This is a genomic window from Burkholderia aenigmatica, assembly GCF_048627025.1.
Taxonomy (GTDB): Bacteria; Pseudomonadota; Gammaproteobacteria; order Burkholderiales; family Burkholderiaceae; genus Burkholderia; species Burkholderia aenigmatica.
Genome location: NZ_CP184469.1, coordinates 1,066,625 through 1,090,597 on the forward strand (window position 1 = coordinate 1,066,625; position 23,973 = coordinate 1,090,597).

General features: G+C 65.7%; 22 protein-coding genes. 11 read left to right on the forward strand and 11 right to left on the reverse strand.

Annotation, left to right across the window (positions count from 1 at the left end; all coding sequences use genetic code 11):
- Positions 1 to 43 precede the first annotated feature (43 nt).
- Positions 44 to 991 carry a GlxA family transcriptional regulator gene (locus ACN8ZM_RS21910; RefSeq protein WP_420212359.1) on the forward strand — a complete coding sequence of 316 codons (948 nt, stop codon included), beginning with the start codon at positions 44 to 46 and terminating at the stop codon, positions 989 to 991.
- Between the two features lie 93 nt (positions 992 to 1,084).
- Here the strand turns inward: ACN8ZM_RS21910 and ACN8ZM_RS21915 are convergent, their stop codons facing one another.
- The 6 genes from ACN8ZM_RS21915 to ACN8ZM_RS21940 all read right to left on the reverse strand — a co-directional run bounded on the left by ACN8ZM_RS21915 (position 1,085) and on the right by ACN8ZM_RS21940 (position 5,410).
- Positions 1,085 to 1,567 carry a YybH family protein gene (locus ACN8ZM_RS21915; RefSeq protein ID WP_420212360.1) on the reverse strand — a complete coding sequence of 161 codons (483 nt, stop codon included), beginning with the start codon at positions 1,565 to 1,567 and terminating at the stop codon, positions 1,085 to 1,087.
- A gap of 130 nt (positions 1,568 to 1,697) precedes the next feature.
- Positions 1,698 to 2,552, reverse strand: coding sequence for a DJ-1/PfpI family protein (locus tag ACN8ZM_RS21920; RefSeq protein WP_420212361.1), 855 nt, complete (start codon positions 2,550 to 2,552; stop codon positions 1,698 to 1,700).
- Between the two features lie 153 nt (positions 2,553 to 2,705).
- Entirely contained in the window at positions 2,706 to 3,452 is a 747-nt protein-coding gene (locus ACN8ZM_RS21925; protein ID WP_089452608.1) for an SDR family oxidoreductase, read from the reverse strand.
- Between the two features lie 217 nt (positions 3,453 to 3,669).
- The gene (locus tag ACN8ZM_RS21930; RefSeq protein WP_205823166.1) at positions 3,670 to 4,515 is read right to left on the reverse strand and encodes an MBL fold metallo-hydrolase; all 846 of its coding nucleotides are present in this window, start codon (positions 4,513 to 4,515) and stop codon (positions 3,670 to 3,672) included.
- Positions 4,516 to 4,533: 18 nt separating this feature from the next.
- Entirely contained in the window at positions 4,534 to 4,860 is a 327-nt protein-coding gene (locus ACN8ZM_RS21935) for a hypothetical protein (protein ID WP_420212362.1), read from the reverse strand.
- A gap of 7 nt (positions 4,861 to 4,867) precedes the next feature.
- The gene (locus tag ACN8ZM_RS21940; RefSeq protein WP_420212363.1) at positions 4,868 to 5,410 is read right to left on the reverse strand and encodes a sugar ABC transporter; all 543 of its coding nucleotides are present in this window, start codon (positions 5,408 to 5,410) and stop codon (positions 4,868 to 4,870) included.
- Positions 5,411 to 5,576: 166 nt separating this feature from the next.
- Between ACN8ZM_RS21940 and ACN8ZM_RS21945 the strand changes: the two genes are divergently transcribed.
- The 5 genes from ACN8ZM_RS21945 to pntB all read left to right on the forward strand — a co-directional run bounded on the left by ACN8ZM_RS21945 (position 5,577) and on the right by pntB (position 11,682).
- Positions 5,577 to 6,482 (forward strand): LysR substrate-binding domain-containing protein, encoded by a 906-nt coding sequence (locus ACN8ZM_RS21945; protein WP_301767821.1) that lies wholly within the window; start codon positions 5,577 to 5,579, stop codon positions 6,480 to 6,482.
- 110 nt (positions 6,483 to 6,592) lie between these two features.
- Positions 6,593 to 7,396: a lipid II flippase Amj family protein gene (locus ACN8ZM_RS21950; protein ID WP_205823169.1), complete on the forward strand. Its 804-nt coding sequence runs from the start codon at positions 6,593 to 6,595 to the stop codon at positions 7,394 to 7,396.
- A 329-nt stretch (positions 7,397 to 7,725) separates the two neighbouring features.
- Positions 7,726 to 8,298: a GNAT family N-acetyltransferase gene (locus ACN8ZM_RS21955; RefSeq protein WP_420212364.1), complete on the forward strand. Its 573-nt coding sequence runs from the start codon at positions 7,726 to 7,728 to the stop codon at positions 8,296 to 8,298.
- A 365-nt stretch (positions 8,299 to 8,663) separates the two neighbouring features.
- Entirely contained in the window at positions 8,664 to 10,256 is a 1,593-nt protein-coding gene (locus ACN8ZM_RS21960; RefSeq protein WP_205823171.1) for a Re/Si-specific NAD(P)(+) transhydrogenase subunit alpha, read from the forward strand.
- Positions 10,257 to 10,269: 13 nt separating this feature from the next.
- On the forward strand, positions 10,270 to 11,682 hold the full coding sequence (gene pntB / locus ACN8ZM_RS21965; protein ID WP_089452616.1) for a Re/Si-specific NAD(P)(+) transhydrogenase subunit beta: 1,413 nt from the start codon (positions 10,270 to 10,272) through the stop codon (positions 11,680 to 11,682).
- Between the two features lie 253 nt (positions 11,683 to 11,935).
- Here the strand turns inward: pntB and ACN8ZM_RS21970 are convergent, their stop codons facing one another.
- Positions 11,936 to 12,559 carry an ABC transporter ATP-binding protein gene (locus tag ACN8ZM_RS21970; protein ID WP_420212365.1) on the reverse strand — a complete coding sequence of 208 codons (624 nt, stop codon included), beginning with the start codon at positions 12,557 to 12,559 and terminating at the stop codon, positions 11,936 to 11,938.
- Between the two features lie 11 nt (positions 12,560 to 12,570).
- The gene (locus ACN8ZM_RS21975; RefSeq protein ID WP_420212366.1) at positions 12,571 to 13,872 is read right to left on the reverse strand and encodes a hypothetical protein; all 1,302 of its coding nucleotides are present in this window, start codon (positions 13,870 to 13,872) and stop codon (positions 12,571 to 12,573) included.
- Positions 13,873 to 14,078: 206 nt separating this feature from the next.
- Between ACN8ZM_RS21975 and ACN8ZM_RS21980 the strand changes: the two genes are divergently transcribed.
- The 4 genes from ACN8ZM_RS21980 (at position 14,079) to ACN8ZM_RS21995 (ending at position 18,556) form a co-directional block, all read left to right on the forward strand.
- A complete protein-coding gene (locus ACN8ZM_RS21980) occupies positions 14,079 to 14,615 on the forward strand; it encodes a tetratricopeptide repeat protein (protein WP_301767817.1) in 537 nt (178 codons plus the stop codon).
- A gap of 83 nt (positions 14,616 to 14,698) precedes the next feature.
- The gene (locus ACN8ZM_RS21985) at positions 14,699 to 15,148 is read left to right on the forward strand and encodes a GNAT family N-acetyltransferase (protein ID WP_420212367.1); all 450 of its coding nucleotides are present in this window, start codon (positions 14,699 to 14,701) and stop codon (positions 15,146 to 15,148) included.
- Positions 15,149 to 15,285: 137 nt separating this feature from the next.
- Complete coding sequence (locus ACN8ZM_RS21990) at positions 15,286 to 16,707, forward strand: HD domain-containing phosphohydrolase (RefSeq protein WP_043183836.1); 1,422 nt, start codon at positions 15,286 to 15,288, stop codon at positions 16,705 to 16,707.
- A 79-nt stretch (positions 16,708 to 16,786) separates the two neighbouring features.
- Positions 16,787 to 18,556, forward strand: a complete 1,770-nt coding sequence (locus ACN8ZM_RS21995) for a histidine kinase (RefSeq protein WP_420212368.1) — start codon at positions 16,787 to 16,789, stop codon at positions 18,554 to 18,556.
- A 46-nt stretch (positions 18,557 to 18,602) separates the two neighbouring features.
- On the opposite strand, the gene ACN8ZM_RS22000 is transcribed toward ACN8ZM_RS21995, so the two are convergent.
- The 3 genes from ACN8ZM_RS22000 to ACN8ZM_RS22010 all read right to left on the reverse strand — a co-directional run bounded on the left by ACN8ZM_RS22000 (position 18,603) and on the right by ACN8ZM_RS22010 (position 22,853).
- A complete protein-coding gene (locus ACN8ZM_RS22000) occupies positions 18,603 to 19,694 on the reverse strand; it encodes an alpha/beta fold hydrolase (protein WP_420212655.1) in 1,092 nt (363 codons plus the stop codon).
- A gap of 257 nt (positions 19,695 to 19,951) precedes the next feature.
- Complete coding sequence (locus ACN8ZM_RS22005; protein ID WP_420212369.1) at positions 19,952 to 21,655, reverse strand: cobaltochelatase CobT-related protein; 1,704 nt, start codon at positions 21,653 to 21,655, stop codon at positions 19,952 to 19,954.
- A gap of 4 nt (positions 21,656 to 21,659) precedes the next feature.
- Positions 21,660 to 22,853, reverse strand: coding sequence for an AAA family ATPase (locus ACN8ZM_RS22010; protein WP_420212370.1), 1,194 nt, complete (start codon positions 22,851 to 22,853; stop codon positions 21,660 to 21,662).
- A 504-nt stretch (positions 22,854 to 23,357) separates the two neighbouring features.
- On the opposite strand from ACN8ZM_RS22010, the gene ACN8ZM_RS22015 reads away from it, so the two are divergent.
- A complete protein-coding gene (locus ACN8ZM_RS22015) occupies positions 23,358 to 23,882 on the forward strand; it encodes a GNAT family N-acetyltransferase (RefSeq protein WP_420212371.1) in 525 nt (174 codons plus the stop codon).
- Positions 23,883 to 23,973: the final 91 nt, after the last annotated feature.

The window sequence follows — 23,973 nt, forward strand, 5'->3', positions numbered from 1 at the left end:
TGTAAAATACGACTTTCCGGGGTTTTCAGTTAACGACTTCGTCATGCATCGAATCGGATTCTTCGTTTGCCGTGACTACGATGTGCTTGATCTGGGTGGGCCACTGTCGGCCTTCAATCAGGTGGGCACAGCGGCGGGCCATACGCCCTATGATCTCCATGTCATTTCTCAGTCCGGCGGCCCGGTTCCTGGCAATACGGGCCTTTTGATCGAAACCGGGCCGATCGGAAGGCGCGCGTTCGACACAGTCGTTTTCGTGGGCGGCAATATCGATCCGATGCAGACGCCTGAGAATATCGCGGCCGCCAGGAAACTGGCCGCCCGGGCCGCACGGGTGGCAAGCGTGTGTACGGGGGCGTTTCTGCTTGCGGAAACCGGCTTGCTGGACGGCGTGAGAGCTACGACGCACTGGCGATACGCGGCGCAATTGCAGTCGCGCTTCCCGCGCACCAAAGTCGAGGGCGACAGTATCTATATCGAGGAGGGCCGCATCTGGACGTCGGCGGGCATCGCGTCCGGAATCGACCTCGCGCTTGGCATGATTGAACGCGATATGGGCGCGGAGGTTGCGCGCGCGGTTTCCAGGCTTCTGGTTGTTCCGTATCGCCGGCCAGGCGGTCAGTCCCAATTCTCTGCGATGTCGCAGATGGAGCCGGAATCGGATCGTATCCGCATCGCGCTGAATTTTGCCAGGGAACATCTGGCCGAAGCGTTGCCTGTCGAACGGCTCGCCGATGCCGCCAGATTGAGTCTGCGACAGTTCGGACGCGCATTTCGCCGGGAAACCGGTGAAACACCTGCGAAGGCGGTCGAGCGCTTGCGAGTCGAAGCGGCGAGGCTGCGCCTGCAGGGCGGTAGCGAACCGATCGAACAGATTGCGCTGGCTGTCGGATTCTCCGATCCGGAACGGATGCGGCGGGCCTTCATCAAATTGCATGGGCACCCGCCGCAAGCGATTCGACGCGAGAGCCGATCGAACGGGGCGCGCTGATCGACGGCTAGCCGATCAGCGCGATGCCCGGTCAACGTCCGTCGAACGGGCTAGTGGCGCTGTGGGCAGGTCACGATCCGTTTCGCCAGTCGATCAATGGTCATCCGTTTTCAGCGGCCCGTAGTCGTTCCACATGTCGCGATGCAACTTCCAGGCACCGCCTTGCTTCAGAAAGACGAGGGTCTGCTTGCCGCGGTATTTGAGCTTTCCGTCGTGGTCATGGATCTCCGCATCCGAAACCTCCGTCACGACCCGATCGTTACCGTAGAACTCGTAATTGCTGAACGATACGGTGGCGGGCTTCGAGCCGGCATACCCGTTGGTGAAGTACGCGGTGATCGCGCTGCTTCCCGTTACCTTGTCGCCACCGGGCGGCAAGAGCGTGCCGTCGCGGGTATAGAGGCGGCCGATCGCCTCGTAGTCGCCTCGCGCAAAGGCATCCGCCCATCGCGCATTCTCGGCTTTGATGGCCGCTTCGGGCGGACGTTGCACACCACCGGCAGTCGCCGGCGCGGCAAACGCGAAAAAGGTGACACTGGCTGCGAGCGCAGCGGTACACATACGAATTTGTTGCATCGAGTGATTTCCGATCGTGAATTTGATTTAATTAAGAGGACTACGAAGGTTGTCGGTTGGAGCAGGCAACGTCGGCGGCAGTGATCATCGAGTCCTGAAGCTGGTCGCGCTTACATCGCCTGCAAGCGGCTCAACGAACGCCCGGGACGCGTGCGAGCCCCCTGGATGCACCGGGCAGTTTCTTGTCGACCATCGCGATGATTTCTGGCCGCGCGTCCCTGGGATGGCCGGAGTGGAACGGCGGCGCGGGATCATATTCGATCGCGAGTTGCGTGAATTCGGCGGCCTGCTGCCCGCGCAGCTTCGCGGCCACGCGCAGTGCGAAGTCGATGCCCGCCGTCACGCCGCCACCGCTCATGAACCGGCCGTTGTCGTCTTCCACGAAGCGATCGGGCACGGGAATGGCGCCATATTCGGCCAGCTTGTTGACGAACGCCCAATGGCAGGCACTGCGCTTGCCCTTGAGAACGCCGGTCGCGGCGAGCACGAGCGATCCGTTGCAAACCGACGTCACGTGTTTGGCGCTTTCTGCCAGACGCCGGATCTGCGCTTGATACGCGGGTCGCATCGGCGCCGACAAATCGGACCCGCCGGGGACCAGGATCACATCGGTCTTGTCGATATCGGCCAGTCGTTCGGTGTTGCCGTACACGACGCCGAATTCGAGCGTCACGTTGCCGCCATCGAGGCTCGCGTAGCGAACGTTCGTGTTCGGTAGCCGATGGAAAATCTCGCTGGGGCCGGCGAAGTCGAGCAGCGTCCCGCCGTCGTAATTGACGATCAGGATATTGAGCGGGTCATTCGGGGCAAGTGCGCCTGCGCTGCCTGTCTGCGCAAGCGCAGGGGTTGTGTGCCCCAGCAAGGCTCCGCCACCCAGGACGGCGCCGAGGGTCGCGACGCCACCAAACTTGAGCATATCGCGGCGCGAGCGGCCTGCTCGGGTGAGGGGCTGTCCGGAAGCATGGTTTTCGCTACTGTCGGTCAAGATCGCTTCTCCTTGCATGTCGGCCCCGCTGCGAGCGCAAGCAGGCTGGGCCGGATGGAATCACCGCCGCGACGAAAAGCGTGGCGGGCGTGGGATCGGATGGGGGGATGAGCCGGGATGACGTGCTGGGCGCTGGAAACGGGCGCCGCAGGCTCAAAGCTGCGACGCACCGCCATCGACGACCAGCTCGGTGCCGACGACGTACGAGGATTCGTCGCTGGCGAGATAGAGTGCCGCGTAGGCGATGTCGTCGGCCGTGCCCATGCGGCCCACCGGAATGGCTTCGGCGAACGCGGCCTTGCGGTCGCGAACCCATTCGTCGGGCATGCCCCATCTGCCGAGCAGCGGCGTGTCGATCGGGCCGGGCGCGATCGCGTTGAAGCGGATTTTCCGGTCGAGAAACTCGTAGGACCAGCTGCGGGCGAGCGATCGCACGGCGGCCTTCGCTGCCGCGGTCAACGAGATGCCATGCTTGCCGGTCTGCGCGACGAACGAGGTATTGAGAATGACCGACGCGCCTGCGCGCAAATCCGGCAACACTGCCTGAAGCGTGAACACCACGCCCTTGACGTTGATGTCCATGATCTCGTCATAGAGTGCGTCGTCGATGTCGTTGACTGCGGACGGGAAAGCCCAGCCCGCATTCGCGAACACCACATCCAGGCCACCGAACTTCTCGTTGACCTCGGCGGCAATCGCGCGCATGTCGGCGATCGAACGGACGTCGCCCTTGAGAACGAGCGCCTGCTCGCCGAGTTCGGCCTTCACGCGTTCGAATACCGCATCGTCGCGACCCGTCACCGCTACTCGGGCGCCTTCCGCCATGAACAGCTTCGCGGTTGCAAGACCGATGCCGCTGGTGCCGCCGGTGATCAACGCCGCCTTGTTTTTAAGTCTCATCTTCTGCTCCTTTCTACGTCGTGATGGATCGGGCCGAAGGCACATGGCGCAATGGCGTCGGTGTGCCTTGCTCGGCTCGATCTTCCACGCGAAGTATGGAACGCGAAGCGGATGGCGCAAAGGTCGTATAACCCTCAAAAAGCGCCACTCAGTTGAACGGGCGACTCATGCATCTCGACGCCAGGTGGTGGCATCGCACGTCAGTGCACCGGTGGTGTCAGCCTTCGTGCTCGTAAAGCAAGCCATACCCGTCACGCGTCCGCTTGATGCGTGCGAACCCGAGTTCCCCCAGATGCATGCCGGCGATCAACAGCCCCTCCGAACTGACCTGATCGAGAAGCCGTGACCGCGTTGCCACCGCCAGCGACGCATCGTGATCGAACGCAATCGAGACCTCCGGCCGTTGAACCTGGATATGCGGAAAATGAACCACGTCCCCCCACACAAGCAGGCTTTGATCGCGGGATTCGAGCACATATCCGGTGTGTCCATCGGTGTGCCCCGGCAGCGGCAGCGCGCTGATGCCGGGGAGCACCTGACCCGAGTCGAACAGACGGAGCGTGTCGTCATAGGCATCGAACACCTGACGCGCTTTGAAGAAGTTACCGCGCGCCCGCTCGCTGGCGCGGCTCAGATTGCCGTCGTCCTGCCAGAACCTGACCTCGCGCCGATGCACCACCAGCTCCGCATTCGGAAACGCGGCTTGTCCTACCTCATTCACCAGCCCCCCGACGTGATCGGGATGCGCGTGGGTCAGCAGGATGGTGTCGATCGCAGTGGGTTCGATACCGGCAAGCACCAGGTTCGTCCGGAGTTGCCCACCCCATTGCTTGAACCCGCCCGCGCCCCCGTCGATGAGGACGGTACGGCCCGCGCCGCGCACGACGTAGCAATTGATATGCACGGCGTCGGGCGCTTTCTGCCCGGCTTCATGCTGCATTCTTGATGCGTCGGCCGAATCGATGTTCGATAGAAAGTCGAGGCTGGCCGTGAGGTAGCCATCGCTGATGGCCGTGATCGTGAAATCCCCGACTTGCTGACCGGGAAAAGTAAGCGTGGACATCGTGTTTCTCCGGATCGGCTAGTTGCGGGCGTGAAGGTTCGACGTGGTGTAACCAAAACACCGAATGCGCGCGGTGAGACCGGTGCGGCGAACGATCGCGTGATCCAGCGCTTCCATGAACCGGTTCATGACTGCCGGCGTGCGAGACGTCGCGACGCGATACCGGATGTCTGCGAAGACGGGATGTCCATGCCCATGCCGAGCTTCCAGAAAAATGACGTGGACGTTCTTGAGCGCCGCTTCAAGCACTTGCGTACAGAGCTCGACGCAGTCGCGCGACAGCTCGGCAAGACTGTCATCAGCCGGCATCCGGTTCGCATCGATCGAGAAAGTGACGTTCGGCATCGCGGGCTTACTCCTGCGCAGCGGAAAGGGCGCGCGCGCTGGTCAGTTGCGGCGTCATCGGCGCGTAAAGGTGAATGCCTTCAGGAAGATTCTCGACAAGCTGAGCGCTGTCGCGTGGCAGGACGGCGAGCCACCGGCGCTCCGGAAACCTCTCCAGCGCAACGGCCTGCATGGCCAGCGGCTCGAGGCCCAACCGGATCAGCGGGTCCGGGCCGCCGGCACACAGCGCGAGGTATTCGCCGTCCTTTACCGCCGGCGCAACACCGATATCGCTGTAGAGATTCCGATGCCAGTCGGTGATGTGCTGCTGCCATTTCGCGAAATTGCCGCCGCCTTTCCGGCGATATTCATCGCCGGTCAGCACATCGAGCCCGTCGATCGTGTGGATCGCCAGATAGACCGGGCAACCGCCGCTGATCGCCTTGAACCGCTGCGACGTGTGAAACCCCGTTACCGAGATCAGCGCGGGCAGTTTTTCGAGGCTGTAGAAGTCGTTCCATTCGGCTTCGCTGCCAAGGTCGGCGAAGCTGCATTCCACGGTGTAGATCATCACGTTGTCCTTTGAACAGGATGCTCATCCATCTGCGAACCGTCGATGGTCAGTGCGGTAACGTAATGCTAAGCTCGCATTTCCACCCGATAAAACGAAATAAAGTCAGCCTTCAGTGATATTTGCTCAAGCTGATGGCAAGCACACCCCAACCGTCGAGACGCCCATGCCCCGCAAGATCCCAAGCAATTCCGCGCTCCAGGCGTTCGAAGCCGCGGCCCGACACGGCAGCTTTGCCCGAGCCGCCGAAGAGCTGGCGCGGACGGAGGGCGCCGTCAGCCGTCAGATCGGCCGGCTGGAGGCGTTCCTGGGCGTCACGCTGTTCGAGCGGATCGGCAATCGGGTACGGCTGGCGCCGAACGGTGCGCGATACGCGGGGCAGGTTCGTGAGATTCTGGATCGGCTGGAACGGGACAGCCTGTACCTGATGGGCCAGCCCATCGAAGGCGCGAGCATCGATATCGCCGCCATTCCAACCTTTGCCACCCGCTGGCTGATCCCCCGGCTGAAGCACTTTCAAGACCGGCATCCGAATATCACGGTGCATATCGCCGAGCGGATGGAACCGTTCCTGCTGGCCGGGAGCGGCTTCGATGCCGCCATTCATTTCGAGCATCCGGCATGGGCGGGGATGCATCTGCATCCGCTGCTGGAGGAAGTGCTGGTGCCCGTCTGTAGCCCGGCGCTGCTCGCCGGTGCCGGGGCGAACCCGTCGCTGGACGCACTGCCGCGTCTGCACCGGCGACAGAACCCGGACGCGTGGCAGGCTTATGCGCAGGAGTCCGGCATCGAGCTGACCAATTCGGCGGTCGGCGCGCGTTACGATCTCCATTCGATGCTGATCGAAGCGGCGCTGGCCGGCCTGGGTGTCGCGCTGGTGCCGCGCCTTTACATCGACGCGGAGCTCGAGCAGGGCCGGCTGGTCGCGCCCTGGCCGGCGGGCAAGTCGATTACGAAAAACTTCTGCCTCGTCCTGCCCGAGCCGATCGAACTGGCCGAGGGTCCGTTGCAGGCATTCGCGACATGGATGCTGAATGAGGCGCGGGGATTGGCACCGCACGGTAGCGCCTGACGCTCGTCGCCACACCTTTCCGCCTGCGAAGGCGGCCTCACCTAGCCGATGCGCCGGGCGCGGGCCGGGCTCGGGTACACTCGTGATCCCGTCACGCACGCGGCACCAGCATGGACAGTCAGCTTTGGATCATCTGCGGGCTTACCTTCGTCATCCATGTGATCGCGACACTCGCGTATGCGGTGCGGATCGCCGGCGTTCGCACGCGTCGCATCGCGTTGTCGTTCTCGTTGTTCGGGATCATCGCGCTGGTGTCCCGAACGGCCAATTCGTTTCAGGGGCCGTTCATCGCGAAACGGGTTGAAATGGACATCGCGCACCGGATGGGGAGCGGGTTGCTGGCCGACTTCCGGTGGTTCCTGCTGTCCGCAACCATTGCGACCATTGTCGGGACATTCCTGATCCCGACGTTCCAGCGTTATTTCAGTCGCGCCGTCGAACACTTCCAGGCGAACCGCTCGATTCCGCGCCTGCTGCTGGATGCGTGCAGTCGCGCAGGGATCAACACGCTTCGCGTCGGCGCACGACTGCCTTCGAGCCAGAACGTCACGCAATTGGCCGCGAACACGGGCGTGTCGTGGCGCGTCATCGCGTTGAACGTTGCCGCGATGGCGATCTGGACGGTCGGCGTGTTCGCGTCGCTGTATGCGGGCTACCTGAAGCCCGATCTGAGAGTGACATGCGCGAACCTGTCGTCCGTCATCAACGGTTTCGCGACCGTCGTGCTGGCGGTCATCATCGACCCGCAGGTGTCCGTCATGACCGACGACGTCATCGAAGGGCGGATCTCGGAAAACAGCTTCCGGCGGGCCATCACGACACTCGCGGGCGCGCGCGTGCTCGGCACGTTGTGCGCGCAGGCGCTGCTCGTTCCGGCCGCGCTCGTCATCGTGCACGTCGCCGAGCTGATCTAGTGCGGCAGGCCTGAACGGCGCGAACAGGCGCAAACAGGCGCGAGCGGGCGCGAGCGGTTCGAGGTGGCGGAATGGCGCGGTCCCGGTTCGCGTATCGGCTTGCTCGCGGTTTTGCGCGATGCGCATCGACATGTCGACATGGATGCCGGACGCGGGTGTGCGCCGCATACGTGCGCATGTCGACGCTGCGCGCGAGTGAGCGTTGCAGGGTTTAACCGGAATACGCCACATCCTCGTTTAAACTCGGTTGCGCGGAAGATCCCCGGCGACGCGGTGTGCGTCGTCGTGATGCGACACATCGCATCGTGCCGGCGAGCGGGGGATGCGCGATGAAACCGATTCCTGCCGCCACGTCTCGCAGTCGCGGCGTCAAAAAATCCGCAGTCTTGTACAACTCGAACTACGTGCCTCAGGGAGCCAATCGAATGAATTCCCCGGTGATTCGGGCCGCCGTCGCAAAAGACGTTGGAGACATCTACGCGGTACACCGCGACTCGGTCGTCAAGCTTTGCGCCGGCCATTACACGCAGCAACAGATCGAGGGCTGGCTGGACGGGCGGGATCCTTCGATGTACCTGGCCGCCGTCGCCGCTGGCGCGATCTGGGTCGCCGACGACGGCGGCATATGCGGCTTCGTCGAGACGGCGGGCGAGGAGGTCACCAAGCTGTTCGTCCGCGGCCATTCGGCGGGGGGCGGCGTTGGCGCCATGTTGCTCGCGCATGCGGTCTCCAAGATCGCGAACGGCGGCCATGCGCGCGCGTATCTCGAAGCCACCACGAACGCCCGGCCGTTCTATGAACGACACGGGTTCGAGGTCGTCGGGCAGGGGCGTTTTTCGCACGGGCGCAGCCAGGTCGAGCTCGAGATCGTGAAGATGGAGCGACGGTTGGCGCCGCTCTAGGCGGCGAGCGGGACGGCCCCGGAGAATGAACGGAAGGTGGCCGGCCCGTCGTGTCCAGACAGGGGATTCATGGATTGAATGCGCGTCGATTCAAAATATAAATTTCGGAAAGACTCTGGCACGGGATATGCTTCGCAGTTCTTATCCGATCGGAACAGCGGCCGGATATTCGTCAGGAAAATCAGACAACAGCATGAACCGGGTTGATCTGACAAGACGATCAATTAGAGGATGGATCGTTTGTGAAATCCGCGCGGCAGTGCCAAGCTGCGCGCGAAGCAAAGTCGTACACGGATGGATTGAGTTGGGTGACGTGAAACGCAGGCCGTAATTCCTTGCGACGGCCACTACTGACAGTTCAGGATATGACATTACTGATTGGGGTCCCTCTGGAGACGGCCCACGAGGAGCGGCGCGTAGCGACCGTTCCCGACGTGGTCGAAAAGCTGATCAAGCTCGGGTTCTCGGTGGCCGTGCAAAGCGGTGCCGGCACCGGCGCGAACTTCAGCGACGACGACTACCGTACGGCCGGGGCCGAAGTCGTGGCGACGGCTGCCGATCTATGGGGACGCAGCGATATCGTTTTCAAGGTGCGCCCGCCGAGCAGCGAAGAAGTTTCGCTGATGCGTGAGGGTGGCACGCTGATCGGCTTCGTCTGGCCGGCCCAGAACCCTGAACTGATGCAGCAGCTGGCCGCGAAGCGGGCCACGGTGCTGGCGATCGATTCGCTGCCGCGCACGCTGTCGCGCGCGCAGAAGATGGATGCGCTCACGTCGATGGCCGGCGTGAGCGGCTACCGTGCCGTCATCGAGGCGGCCCACGCATTCGGCCGTTACTTCAACGGGCAGATCACGGCCGCGGGCAAGGTGCCGCCGGCCAAGGTGTTCATCGCCGGCGCGGGCGTCGCCGGTCTCGCGGCGATCGGCACGGCCGCGGGCCTCGGCGCGATCGTGCGCGCCAACGACACGCGCGCGGAAGTCGCCGACCAGGTCAAGTCGCTGGGCGGCGAATTCGTCAAGGTCGACTACGAGGAAGAGGGCTCGGGCGGCGGCGGCTACGCGAAGGTGATGAGCGAAGGCTTCCAGCAGGCGCAGCGCGCGATGTACGCGCAGCAGGCCAAGGAGGCGGACATCATCATCACCACCGCGCTGATTCCCGGCAAACCGGCACCGAAGCTGATCACGGCCGAGATGGTGCAATCGATGAAGCCGGGCAGCGTGATCGTCGACATGGCCGGCGAGCAAGGCGGCAACTGCGAGCTGACGGTGCCGGGCGAGGCGGTGGTGCGTCACGGCGTGACCATCGTCGGCTATACGGATCTCGCGTCGCGCCTGGCACGCCAGTCGTCGACGCTGTATGCGACCAACCTGCTGCGCGTGGCCGAGGAGCTGTGCAAGAACAAGGACGGCACGATCAACGTCGACTTCAACGACGACGCGATCCGCGGCCTCACGGTCATCAAGGAAGGCAACGTGACCTGGCCGCCGCCGCCGATCCAGCAGCCGGCCGCCGCACCGAAACCCGCCGCGCCGCCGGTCGCGGCAGCCGCATCCAAGGGCCACGGTCACGGCAGCGGCGCACCGATGTCGGCCAAGTCGCTCGCCATCACGTTCGCCGTCGGCGCACTGGCGTTCCTGCTGGTCGGCCAGTTCGCGCCGGCCACGTTCCTGTCGCACTTCACGGTGTTCGTGCTCGCCTGCTTCGTCGGCTACATGGTGATCTGGAACGTCACGCCGTCGCTGCATACGCCGCTGATGAGCGTCACCAACGCGATCTCGTCGATCATCGCGATCGGCGCGCTGGTGCAGGTCGCGCCGCCGTTGGGCGAGGCGGCGGCAGACGGCCGCCCGTCAGGGCTGATCCTGGGCCTGGCGGTGGGCGCGCTGACGCTCACGGCCGTCAACATGTTCGGCGGCTTTGCCGTGACGCGCCGCATGCTGGCGATGTTCCGCAAGTAAGGAGACGACAACCATGACTTCCAATCTGACTACCGTCTCCTATATCGGCGCGGCCATCCTGTTCATCCTCAGCCTCGGCGGGCTGGCGAATCCCGAGACCGCGCGCCGCGGCAACCTGCTCGGCATGATCGGCATGCTGATCGCCGTGCTCGCGACCGTACTCGGCCCGCGCGTTTCCGCCGAGGGCATTCCGTATATCGTGGCGGCACTGGTCGTCGGCGGCGCGGTCGGCCTGTTCGCCGCGAAGAAGGTGCAGATGACGCAGATGCCCGAACTGGTTGCGCTGATGCACAGCCTGGTCGGTCTGGCCGCGTGCCTGGTGGGCTTCGCGAGCTACATCGATACGTCGGTGCAGTTCACGGGTGCCGAGCATGCGATCCACGAAGTGGAAATCTACGTCGGCATCCTGATCGGCGCGGTGACCTTCGCGGGCTCGGTGATTGCGTTCGGCAAGCTCTCCGGCAAGATCGGCGGCAAGCCGCTGCTGCTGCCGGCACGTCACTGGCTCAACCTGGCCGCACTGGTGGTGGTGATCGTGTTCGGCCGCGCGTTCCTGCATGCGGAGACGGTCCAGGACGGCCTGACGCCGCTCATCGTGATGACGGTGGTGTCGCTGCTGTTCGGCGTGCACATGGTGATGGCGATCGGCGGCGCGGACATGCCCGTCGTGGTGTCGATGCTCAACAGCTACTCGGGCTGGGCGGCGGCGGCCACCGGTTTCATGCTCGGCAACGACCTGCTGATCGTGATCGGCGCGCTGGTGGGCTCGTCGGGTGCGATCCTGTCGTACATCATGTGCCGCGCGATGAACCGCAACTTCATCAGCGTGATCGCGGGCGGCTTCGGTACCGGCAGCGGTGCGCCCGCGGCGTCGGGCGGCAGCGCACAGCCGGCCGGCGAAGTGGTGGCGGTGAGCGCGCTGGAAACGGCCGAGCTGCTGCGCGACGCGAAGAGCGTGATCATCGTGCCCGGGTACGGGATGGCCGTGGCGCAAGCCCAGCATACCGTGCACGAACTCACGAAGGTGCTGCGCGAGAAGGGCGTCGACGTGCGTTTCGCGATCCATCCGGTGGCCGGCCGCATGCCGGGGCACATGAACGTGCTGCTCGCCGAGGCGAAGGTGCCTTACGACATCGTGATGGAGATGGACGAGATCAACGGCGATTTCCCGGAAGCCGACGTGTCGATGGTGATCGGCGCGAACGACATCGTGAACCCGGCGGCGCAGGAAGATCCGGGCAGCCCGATCGCCGGCATGCCGGTGCTCGAGGTGTGGAAGGCGAAGACCTCGATCGTGATGAAGCGCAGCATGGCGTCCGGCTATGCGGGTGTCGACAATCCGCTGTTCTACAAGGACAACAACCGGATGCTGTTCGGCGACGCGAAGAAGATGCTGGACGAGGTGTTCGGGGCGTTGAAGGCCTGACGGGGTGCGTGTTCGGGCACGTGCGCGGGTCGAACGATAAGCGGCTGGGGTGTCGGACAGTCGGTTGATCGGGGCCCGGCACGCCGGACATGTGCGTCGTAAAATTCACGGAAGTGCGGGGCGGGATGGTCCGTTTCGCACTTCCTTTCTTCCTTCCGGAAAATGACGGCGATCGATTGTCGGTGCGCCGATCACCCTTCGACAAGCAGTCACACCCGATCCTTTCCTGTGACTGCGCCGGCGACGATACCGTCTATCCAGCGAATCCAAGCTCCGCGAAACTGGTGGTCCTTGCGTCGCAGGCGCGCGCCAGCGCCGGATCGTGACTCGAAAAAAAGACGGCGCGGTCCTTGGCCAACGTCTTGAACAGATCGATCAGCACCGCACGCGACGCCGCATCGAGCCCGTTGCCCGGTTCGTCGGCGATCACGACGGTGGGCGCGCCGAGCGTCGTCGCCGTCAGGAACAGTTTCTTGCGCGTGCCGAGCGACATCTGCTCGAAACGCTTCTCCATATGCGGGGCCAGCCCGAATCGATCCGCCAGTTCGAGCGTGCGGGTATCGACAGCCGTCTTCTTGGCAGCCGCCACGAGGTCGAGAAATTCACGACCGGTCTGAAACGGATACGCGAGGCAATCGTCGGGCACGTACGCCAGCGCGGATTTCGCATCGAGTGGCGCGGTGCGCAGCGAATGGCCGCCGAGCCACACCTCGCCTTCGTCCGCGTCGATCGTGCCGGCGAGAATGGCGAGCAACGTCGATTTGCCACTGCCGTTTTCGTCGCACAGCGCGACACATCCGGCACCGGATGCGTAGTGGAGTCCCTGGAAGATGACGCGCTTGTCGTAGCGCTTGCCGAGATTGTCGAAGCGGAGCATGGATCGGTCGATCAAATGAAAATTGGCCAGGTGAGCGTGACCCAGATCACGGTCAGCACGACGCCCAGCAACACGGATTGTCGGGACGCGTAGCGTTGCGGCAGATAGTGTAATGCGACGAGCGGTGCGCCCGAGCAGATGAGCGCCGCCGCCATCTGCGACGACAGCACGCCGTGCAGCACCAGCAGCAGCGGTGCGATCGCGGCGAACGGCAGCGCCAGCGCGGCAACGGTCAGCCAGTCGGCGCGGCGCTTCGCGAACGCCGACAGCGGCAGCGACCGCATGAAGTGAGATGCACGCTGGTGAGCCGCCAGCAAATCGCGATAGGTCGTCGCCGCAATCAGTGCGATGACGGCCTGCGCCATCAACGTCAGCGGCACGGCGCGCTTGTCGAAATCCCAGAGTGCGAGCAGGAACCCTGTCGCGGCGGCGACCGCACCCATCATCAGGCAGTGTCCGACGGTGCTCGCGGCACGGTCCCGCAGGATGCCGATTTGCAGCGTGGCGATGGGCGAAAGCCCATTCCGCACACGGGCGCGGATGGCATGCGTGACGCGACGCGCGCATGCGCCCGGCGTTCTCGACCGAGCGGACGATGCGGCGGCGGTATGCGCAATCGTGAACGCCGCGAGCAACAATGCCACGATCAGCAACACCGGACGCAACGCGCCCTCGGCGTGAAAGCCGCCGACGAGGAAGGCATTGGCAACGATCAACGCGATTGCGTCGCGCATATTGCGCGACAGCGCGGTCAGTTGCCATCCCAGCGTAATCAGGAACAGGTCGAACACGAACAGGTAGTTGACCGCCTTCTGCGGCACGAAGGCGAGCGCGATGGCAGCCGCCAATACGGGCAGCAACAGCGGCGTGCTCGCGATGATCACGACGAGGGTGTCGACGAGACGACGGCGGCTGTCGGGGACGGGCAAAGATGCAAGGAAGGTGACGAACGGCCCGCCGGTGATCGCGGTGCGCTGCGCCAAAACCCACACGATGCCGACGGCTTCGAGCAGGTGCACCCACGCGAACCGCCATTCGATGCCATGCGACGGGGCCAGCGCTTCGAGTACGGGGGCGCCCAGGATGCGTGTCTGCGAAAACACCGGCATCGCCGGCAGCAACAGCAGAATCAACAGGAACAGTGCCTGCCAATGCCTGCGCAGCAGGCTGGACGTCGCAAGCGCGTACCACCTCAGTCGGCAAGACAACATCGCTTCCAGCTCCCTTTCACTGCGCAATCGAACCCGGCATCGTGCCACGGCGGTCGCCGCGCCACAACTACATCCGTCTTCGCTGGGTGTGGCGACACGCATGAGATCGCCACGTCATATGAAAAACCGTCGCCGCGTATGGCCGCGCCGGCTGCGCAAACGGGTGGGGCACGGCGGCTCAAGGCATCCGTCAGCGTAGCACCCTGATACGAGTCTTGTTGGATTCACGAGCAGACGCCGCAGCGATGCGCCGAAAGTCGAGGCACGCGCGTCACACGGCTCGGGTATGCTGGATGAATGCCGGCCGGATGAACGCGCAGGACGGCAAAACTGCACACAATCGCCGCGATCGTATCGCAACCACCGGCCGCACCGGGCCGCTTTCAACTCCGGAACAGGGACTCGACATGGCAGAACTGGACAACGCGCTGTACGAACGGATCGGCGCGCTGAGCGACGCGGGCGATGAATTGATGGAAGACGGCGACTACGCGGGCGCGCTGGCGAAATTCTGGGCGGGTTTCGACCTGCTTCCCGAACCCAAGACCAATTGGGAAGCCGGAACCTGGTTGATGGCCGCGATCGGCGACGCGAATTTCTATCTGGAGGACTACGCGGCCGGACGTGACACGCTCGGCGAAGCGATGCATTTCCCCAACGCGATCGGCAACCCGTTCCTGCACCTGCGGCTCGGCCAATGCCAGTTCGAACTGGGCAATCTCGACCGCGCGGCGGACGAACTGATGCGCGCGTACATGGGCGGCGGGCCGGAGCTGTTCGAGGACGAGGACGACAAGTACCTGCGATTCCTGGCGACGCGGGCGGAAGGCATCGAGACGCCTTGACGCACGCGTGCCGGCATCGCGAGCAGGCTTCGACGCCCGCGCCGCGATGCCGGGCGTTTCCTTCGCACGAGCGCGACCTGCCCATGAACCTGACCTTTCCTCTCGCCGCCCGATCCGACGCCGAAACGCTGGTCGCGATCCGCATCGCCGCGATGCGCGACAGCCTCGAACGTGTCGGCCGCTTCGATCCCCAGCGTGCGCGCGAACGCTTTCTCGCGTCGTTCGACCCGGCGCTATGCCGCTTCATCGAAGCCGATGGCGTGAACGCGGGCTTTTTCGTGGTTCGGCCGCAGGAAGACCACTGGCAGCTCGACCATCTGTACATTGCGCCCGAGCATCAGGGAAAGGGCATCGGCGCGGCCGTGCTGCGCAGGATCTTTGCCGAGGCGGATGAGAAGCGCGTGCCCGTCCGCGTCGGCGCGCTGCGCGGCAGCGCGTCGAACCGCTTCTATGCGCGGCACGGCTTCGTGCGGGCCGACGAAGCGGAGTGGGACATCTACTACGTGCGTGAACCGGGTTCGGCAACCGTGTAGAACGCATGCGGCCACGCGCTGCGGCGACGCATCCGCGGTGCGATCCGGGCGAGCGCATCAGCGTTTTCCCGGATACGGAATGCGCGGCGCGTGCCGTTGATGCAGAGAGACTATAAATACATGCTCCGAGGCTCATCATGACGACATCTGCAACAAACGGACCGAATGCGGTATCGCCTGAAACGACCGGGGCGGCAGCGACATCCGACGATGCGGGTGGCGTGCCGTCGATCCTGCTGGTCGACGACGAGCCGAGCGTGCTGTCGGCGCTCAAGCGCGTGTTCCGGCCCGCGGGCTACGCGATCCTGACCGCGGAAAGCGGCGAGGCCGCCCTCGAGATACTGGCGTCGACCGAAGTCGACCTGATCGTGTCCGACATGCGGATGCCGGGCATGAGCGGCGCGGAGTTCCTGGCCCGTGCACGGGCGCGCTACCCGGATACGATGCGCATCCTGCTGACCGGCTATGCGGAGATCGCGTCGGTCGTGCAGGCCGTTAACGAAGGCGGCGTATATCGCTACCTGAACAAGCCGTGGGACGATCACGACCTGCTGCTGACCATCGAACACGCGCTGGAGCAGCGGCATTTGCGGCGCGAAGCGGCCCGGCTGGCCGCGCTGACGGAAGAGCAGAACGAAGCGCTGCGCCGTTTCAACACGGAACTCGAAACGCAGGTTCGCGCACGCACGGAGGAGCTCGGCCAGACCGTGATGTTCCTCGAAGCCGCGCAACGCGACCTGAAAAGCAGTTTCACCGCGATGGTCCAGGTCTGCGCGAGCATGATCGAGATGCGCTGCGGGTCGGCCAGCGGTCACGCGATGCGGGTCGGCGAGATTGCGCGGCGGCTCGCGCTGGCATCCGGGATGAGCGAGCTGCATGCGCAGGACGTCTATTTCGCAGGGCTGCTGCACGGTATCGGCAAGCTGTCGCTGCCGGACGAATTGCTGCGCAAGCCGCTCGCGAAAATGACGGCCGAAGAGCACGGCCTGTTCCAGCAGCATCCGCTGCGCGCGCAGATGGTGCTGACGCCGGTCGCGCAACTGCACAAGGTCGCGTCGATCGTGCTGCACCAGTACGAACGCTTCAACGGACGCGGCACGCCGGACGGCCTGGCGGGCGACTCGATCCCGCTCGGCTCGCGGATCGTGGCGATCGTGCGCGATTTCGAAGGGCTGCGCAACGGCGACATCGGTGCGCCGCATTCGGTCGAGCAGGCGATCGACGCGTTGCGCTCGCAGGCCGGCGTGCGTTACGACCCGCGGATCGTCGACCGCCTGATCGAACTGCTGCAGGACCCGGCGAGTCTCGGCATCGCGGCGTCCGTCGCGGAGATCAAGTCCGCGCAGCTGCGCGAAGGGATGCAGCTCGCCGACGATCTGCGCACGCATCGCGGCGTGCTGCTGATGACCAAGGGCAGCGTGATGTCGGCGCACCAGATCGAGCTCGTGCGCCGCTTCGAGACGCGCGAGGGGACGTCATTCGACATCCTCGTGCTGGCCGGCCAGGCCGCGGCGAAGCCGGTGCCGAACGCGCCGAACGCGGGCGCGGCCCCTGCCTGAGCCCGGACGCGCAGCCTGACGGCCGCGGTGCGCGATCGCGCGCTGCGGCAACGCACTCACCTCGATTCGGGCGCTCATCATGTACGGCACCTACGATCTCCCGCTCGTCCTGCTGTCGCTTGCGATCGCGACGCTGGCCTCGTATACGACACTCGACCTGGCCGCCTTCATTTCGCTGCTCGACAACCGGAAGCTCAAGCGTGCGTGGCTGGGCGGCGGCGCGATGGCGATGGGTACCGGCATCTGGTCGATGCATTTCGTCGGCATGCTCGCGTTCTCGCTGCCGATTCCGCTCGGCTACGCATTGTCGGATACAGGCGCGTCGCTGGCGATTGCCGTGCTCGTGTCGTACTTCGCGCTGACGGTCGTCACGCGCGCGCGGCTGGGCTGGTGGCGGCTGCTCGCGGGCGGCGCGCTGATGGGCGGCGGGATCGCCGGCATGCATTACACGGGGATGGCCGCGCTGCGCATGCAGCCCGGCATTCGCTACGATGCGGCGTTGTTCGCCGCGTCGATCGGCATCGCGGTGATCGCGTCGACGGCCGCGTTGTGGATCGCACAGGCGCTGCGCGTGCAGCAGGCGCGCCATGCGACCGCCCAGCGGGTCGGCGCGGCCTTGGTGATGGGCATCGCCATTACCGGCATGCACTACACGGCGATGGCGGCCGCCCATTTCGCGCCGGACGCGCGATGCGGAGCCGCGAACGGAGTCGATACGCCGTGGCTCGCAACAACCGTCGCGCTGTTTACAACGGGGACACTGGTCGTCACTTTGCTGCTGAGCCGATTCGATGCGCGCACAACCTTCCTGCGCGGGATGACGGATACGCTCGAGCGGCTCGTGCGCTTGCGCACCGCCGAACTGGAACGCGCGCTGCACCGCTACGAAAAGACGACGGCGATGCTGCAGCGGACGCGCGAGAACATGGCGACCGAGATCGACGAACGCAAGGCCGCGCAGGCGCGGCTCGAACAGGAGAAGGACGAGCAGCGGCGCCTGTTGCAGGTACTCGAGGAAACCCACGTGCAGTTGCTGCAGTCGGAAAAGCTCGCGTCGATCGGCCAGCTCGCGGCCGGTGTCGCGCACGAGATCAACAATCCGATCGGCTTCGTCAGCGCGAACCTCAATACGTTGAAGAGCTGGGTACGCAGTCTGCTCGACGTGATCGCCGCGCATGAAGCCGCGCTGCCGCAGCTCGACCCGGCCACGCGCGACGCGCTGACGGCGACGGGCCGCGCGGCGGATCTGGACTATGTGCGCGACGAGATCGCGACGCTGATCGACGAATCGATCGACGGCGCGCTGCGCGTGCGGCGCATCGTGCAGGACCTGCGCGATTTCTCGCGTCCGGCCAGCGGCGAGTGGAGCGTGGTCGATCTTCGCGCGGGCCTGGAAAGCACGCTCAACGTCGTCCACAACGAACTCAAGTACAAGGCCGAGATCGTGCGCGATTACGGCGACGTGCCGCAGGTCGAATGCCTGCCGTCGCAGTTGAACCAGGTCTTCATGAACCTGCTGGTGAACGCGGCGCATGCAATTCCCGAGCGCGGCGTGATCACGATCCGCACGTCGAGCGACGGCGAGCAGGTGTCGATTGCGATCAGCGATACCGGAACGGGCATGACGCCCGACGTCGTCCGGCGGATCTTCGATCCGTTCTTCACGACGAAGCCGGTCGGGCAGGGCACGGGGCTGGGCTTGTCGGTGTCGCATGGGATCGTCGAGCGCCATCGCGGCACCATCGACGTGATGAGCGAGCCCGGGCACGGCACGACGTTCTGCGTCCGGCTGCCGATCCGGCGGGCCGGCGATCGCGCGAACGCGGCAGCGCTGGCGCAACGGGCGTGATCGCATGACGGCGTCGTGCGCCACGGGCCGGCGCGGTTGTCGCACGTCACCGCAGTCGCTTGCGGCGCTGGCGACGAAAGAAATGCCAGAACATCGCGGCGGCGTCCGGCCCCGTGGCGGAATGAAACGGCTCGCGCGGGTCGCCACCGCTCCATGCATGCGGCAGCCGGCGGACGATGCAGACCCTGACGACGAGACGTCCGCCCTTGAGATAGTCGACATAGTCGGCATCGTCGCGCGCATGGATGCGTTGCTCGCCAACGCGCATCGCGCCGTGTTCATCGACGAGCCGGTTGAGCCGGGCGAACGCGATGCCGAGCTGCGTTGCGTTCCGGTCGGTCACGACCGTATCGAGTGCGCCGTGCATGACAAGGGCCGGCATGCCGGGATAGGAGGCGACGTCGGCACAGGCTTCGACTGCGCGTATCGGGTCGTCGCGCAGGCCTCGACGCATCAGGTTCATGGCCGCCAGTGTCGACGACGGCGGGGCAATGGCGGGGCCGGAGTGCAGTCCGACTGCCGCGAAGCGATCGGGATACCGTATTGCCAGTGCCGCGGCGAGTCCGGCACCGGCGGACATGCCGGCCAGGTAGATCCGGTCGCGGTCGAATCCGTGCTGTCGCACGACAGCGTCGACCAGCGACGCAACGGCCGCGGCTTCGGACTGCGTCGCGTCGCCATGCCAGTGCCAGCAGCGGTGCGCATGGGCCGTCCTGGCTTGCTCGGGAAACAGCACGGCGAATCCCGACCGCTCGGCGAGACGGCACATGCGCGTGCCCGTGGCAAACGATTCGGCGCTCTGCTTGCAGCCGTGCAGCATGACGACGGCCGGCATGCCGGCTGTCGTCGCGGGCGCGGCGGGCAGATACAGCGCGTATGCAAGGTGGTTCACGTAGCGGCCGGCACTCGGGCCGGCGGAATGAAACGACCGGAGCCACGTGCCGGGCGCCTTGTCCGTCCGTGCGCGGGCGGGATGCACGGTGCCCGGGCGTTTTGCGGTACGGGAGACGACGGCGGGCTTGACCGCCCGTTTGGCGGCCGGTCGTGGCTTGTTCGTGCGCTTCGCCGGGCGCGTGCCGGTTGCGACGGAGAGCAGGTCGAGAGGCCGCAACCAGAGGCTGGTTTTTTTCCTGGACATGTGCAGTTTCGTGCCGGCGGCCGACCGTAGCAGGAAGAGGCAGCCGAATCCGCCGTCGAGTTGAAAATCGAAATGGGGCGCGGAGCAAGATTCGTGCTGCCGGCCGTGTGCGCACCGGAACCGGTCGGCAGATCGAAAGCAACGGAAAGCAGCGGCCTGCTTGACGGCAGCGATTCGAGTCTGCCATCGGCGATGTTCACCGTCCGATGTGACGCCCGTGCGAATCGAAGTCTGCATCGAGCCTGTCGCGCGCGGGGCTAGCGCCGGTCCAGCAGCGTATCGCTCAGCACATTGAACGCCGCGCCCGGCAGCTCGTGCAGGTGCTCGACCACGCTGCTGACCGGATAGAACGCTTCGACCGAATCGTCGAGGATCCCGACGCCGATCAGTTCGACGCGCCGCTCGCGCAGCGCATCGACGCGTGCGCGCAGGTCGGTGCGCAGGATCGCCGGGTTGCCGTCGCCGGTTGCCGGATAGCCGTCCGACAGCACCATCAGGATGCGCCGCCGGGCCCGCTTCGCGAGCAGCCGCTCGGCGGCCCAGCTCAATGCCTCGCCGTCGGGATTCTCGTGGCCGCATTCGATGCACGCGAGGCCGCTCGGGTTGTCGGATTCGAACCGCTTGTAGACGCGCAGGTCGAGCCGTTCGACGAACCGGTTGTAGCCGAACGTGTCGCGGCCGGCGTCGATCCAGCGCTGGTAGTGCGCGCGCATCGCGGCATCCTCGACGGAACTGTAGCCGAGCACTTCGCACGCGAAGCCGAGCTGCGTCAGCGCATCGCACAGCGCCGCCGCGCACAGCCTGGCGAGCTCGATCTTCTTGCCGGCCATCGACCCGCTGCAATCGATCAGCAGGCTGACGGCCGCGTCACGCCCGGGCGCCGCGCGCCGGACGCGGAACGGCGTGCGATAGCCGGGTGACGTGACGAGGCGGGCGAGCGACGTCCGGTCGAGCGCGCCGCGTTCCTGTTCGCGCTTCCAGCGCGTCTGCTCGTCCACTTTCAACGCGCGTTCGAGTCGCAGCTTGAGCGGCTCGGTTTGCGCGCGGGCCGCGCTTCGCAGGCGGTGCCAGCGAGCCGGTTCGCCCTGGCCGGTGAAGTCCGTCACCGTGTCGAACGCGGTGGTCAGCGGGACCGACAGCAGCGGCCGGTTGTCCGCGGACAGGCGGATCGTGCCGGGCGTTGCGTCGCCCGGCGTCGGCGCTTCGGCCGTCGATTCCGTGTCGGCGATCGCACCGGCGCTCGATTCGGCCGAAACCGGCGCACGTGCGTCGTCTGGCGCGCCCGGTCCGTCCGATTCGAATTCGGCGGCAATGCTGTCGCTGTCGATCGTGCTGCCCGGATCGGCCGTGAACATCATGTTGTTCGCGCCGGCCGATGCCAGCGCGCGCACGCGCTCGACGATCCGGTGCGCGACGCGGATGCTGTCGGCGGTCGAGGTCGCGGCGCGTGCTTCGTCGACGAGATCGTCCGATGCGGCCAGCGTCGCATCGAGCGACGGCACGCGCTCGGTGGGGGACGGCGATTCGTCCCACAGCGCACGCTCGATGCGCCACACCAGCCTGTCGCGCCACGCCATTCGCTGCCACCGGGGAAGCGTGTCGGTGGCTGATGCCGCCCGCATCCGCCGCAGGAACGCCATTGCGCCGGGATAGATCGACGCGAGGCGGCCGGCCGCGCGCCGGTCGTCGATCGCCTGCGCAATGGCGCGCACCGCGGGCGATGCCAGCGCGGCAATGTCCTCGATCGCGCCGAAGCGGGTGCGCGCCGCGTAGAGGTCGACGAGGCCGATGATCGCGTCGTCGTCGACGTCGCCGGCGAGCAGCGTGTCGGGCAGCACCAGCAGGTCGCGCTGCGCGACCGGCCCATGGCGCGCGAACCGCACCTCGATGCCGTGCCGCTGCGCGAGCGTGCGGGCGAGCCGGGTCAGGTGGAGCGACCGCGCGTCGTCGTCCCGGTCCATCGCGTCAGGCCTCGACGTCGATGTAGTGGCGAATGATGCTGCGGATCAGGTCGGCGTCTTCCGCGCCGACCTTCGCGTAGATCGTCGGGCCGGCGGCCGATTCGGGATCGCCGGTGCGCAGCATCAGCTCGGCCCAGTCGATCAGGCGCCGCGTCGAGAACGCGCTGGCCAGATCCTCGCGGACGAACGCGGCGCGGCAGTCGGCCGCGATCGCCGCGAGCGTGTCGGCCATCGCCGCGGTCATGGCCGCGCCGAACGTGCGCTGCAGCACGCGCGCCTCGTCGGGCGGCGGCAGATAGTCGAGGCGGTACACGCGCCAGCGGTCGAGAAACGCCTCGTTCATCACGTTGGCACCCTGGTACAGATGGCGGAACTGCCCCATCGCGCCCACCGCATTGGCGGTCGCGAACAGCCGGAACGACGGATGCGGGACGACGATCTCGTTGCCTTTCTCCTTCAGCAGCAGGCGTCCGGCCGGTTCGAGCACGGCGGTCAGCACCGCGAGGATCGCCGGTTCCGCGAAGTCGATCTCGTCGACGATGAGCCATAGCCCTTCGCGCATCGCGGTCGGTAGCACGCCGTCGACCCAGATCGTCTCGCCGCCCTTGACGGTCCAGAACCCGACGAAGTCGCCGACCGTCGTCTGCCCGTTCATGTTCGAACGCAGCACGCCGTGGCCGGCCAGCGCGGCGGCCTGTTCGATGAGGCTCGTCTTGCCCGTGCCGGTGTGGCCGATCAACAGGATGCGCCGGTTCTCGACGATGTCTTCCAGCACGTTCGTCGCACGCGCGGTGAACAGGTAGGCCGGGTTCAGCGGCGGCACGAGCGGCCCGCCGGGCCCGCGCGGCATCGGCACGCCACCCACGTGCGCGACGTGGGTTGCGGTGCCGGCCGCCACGGGTCGCGACGACTGCGCGCGGCGCAGGTCCTGCATGAACTCGCCGCGATGAGCGGGCGTGGCACGGTCGCCGGCTTCGCGCCGGACGAAGCCTTCCTGGATCCACTTGTGCAGCTTCGCATCGAGGTTGTCCGCATCGACGACCGTATCGACCGACGTGCTGCCATCGGGCCGGTGATGCTGGATTCGGTACATATGCGCGCGTTCGGAGCGGCTGACGATCCATTGCCCGGCGGACGGGTCCGCCAGTTGACGATAGACGCCGAGTACCGACGGGGAGGAATCAGCGGGTGCGTTCATGGTGGCGAGCGAGAGTGGGCGGCTGGCGCTTCATGCTTGCGATGCATCGCGTCGATTGTAGATTTTTTTGTCGTGAAGGAGGGCATTCGTACGGGAATCGATTCGCAGCGATCCGGTGCAGCGCAGGCGGTGCATCGGCCAGCCGGAGCAGGCGAGCGCCATGGGGCATGGGTTGCAGCATGGCTTTTCGGCACCGTCGGCATGGCACCGAACCGCCTTTGTCGTGCCGATCCGGCGGCAAGGTTACGGCTCGTGGGCGCCAGTCGGCAACGTTCATGTATTCGAAGGTCGATTGACACCCTGCCTGACGCTGATCTCTCCGGCCTCTCACGAAGACAATCCGTCATGTCGAATGGCAGCCGTCTCGTCATGCCTTGATCAACAGGGGGGAATTTCAGTACCGTAGCAGGCTTGATCGCCTGGCTGCCATCGCGTGTCCCTGGACGGCTCGGCGCGACATCCAATGGTGCGCCGGTCGTCGAATCCGGCGAAGGAGCGTTGAACATGACGGAGACAGGAATGGACGAACGGGTGATCCGTCGGGCCAGTGCGCTCGATGCCCCGGCCGTGCTGGGGATCTTTGACGACGTGATTGCGTGGTTCGTTTCCATCGGTAACGACGGGCAATGGGGCCGCGAGCGGTGGTCGACGCAACCCAAGCGGATTGCGCTCGTGACCGACGCCTGTGCGCTGCCCGACGCGTGGGTGGCAGAGGATCGGGAAGGTCGCGTCCTGGGCGCATTGATCCTCGGCGAGTCCATGCCCTACGTGCCGCCCGCGACCGAGCCGGAAATTTATGTCCGTGTGCTGGTTGCGTCGCGCGATGCGCGGGCGCGCGGTGTCGGCCGGCGTCTGATGGCCTTCGCGGATGAGCGCGCCCGGGCTGCCGGGGTGGGGCGTTTGCGGGTGGACTGCTATGGCGGCGGGACGGGCGCGCTGGTGCGTTTCTACGAGTCCTGCGGGTATGAGCGAATCTCGACCTTCGACGTGGACGGTTGGCCGGGGCAGTTGTTGGGGCGCAGCTTGTGACGGTGCCGGCACGCGAATCAGCAAAGCGGCAGCCGGTTGCCGGACCGTGGAGATAGGCGTGCATGAATCGCGAGCGCCACGTCCACGACAA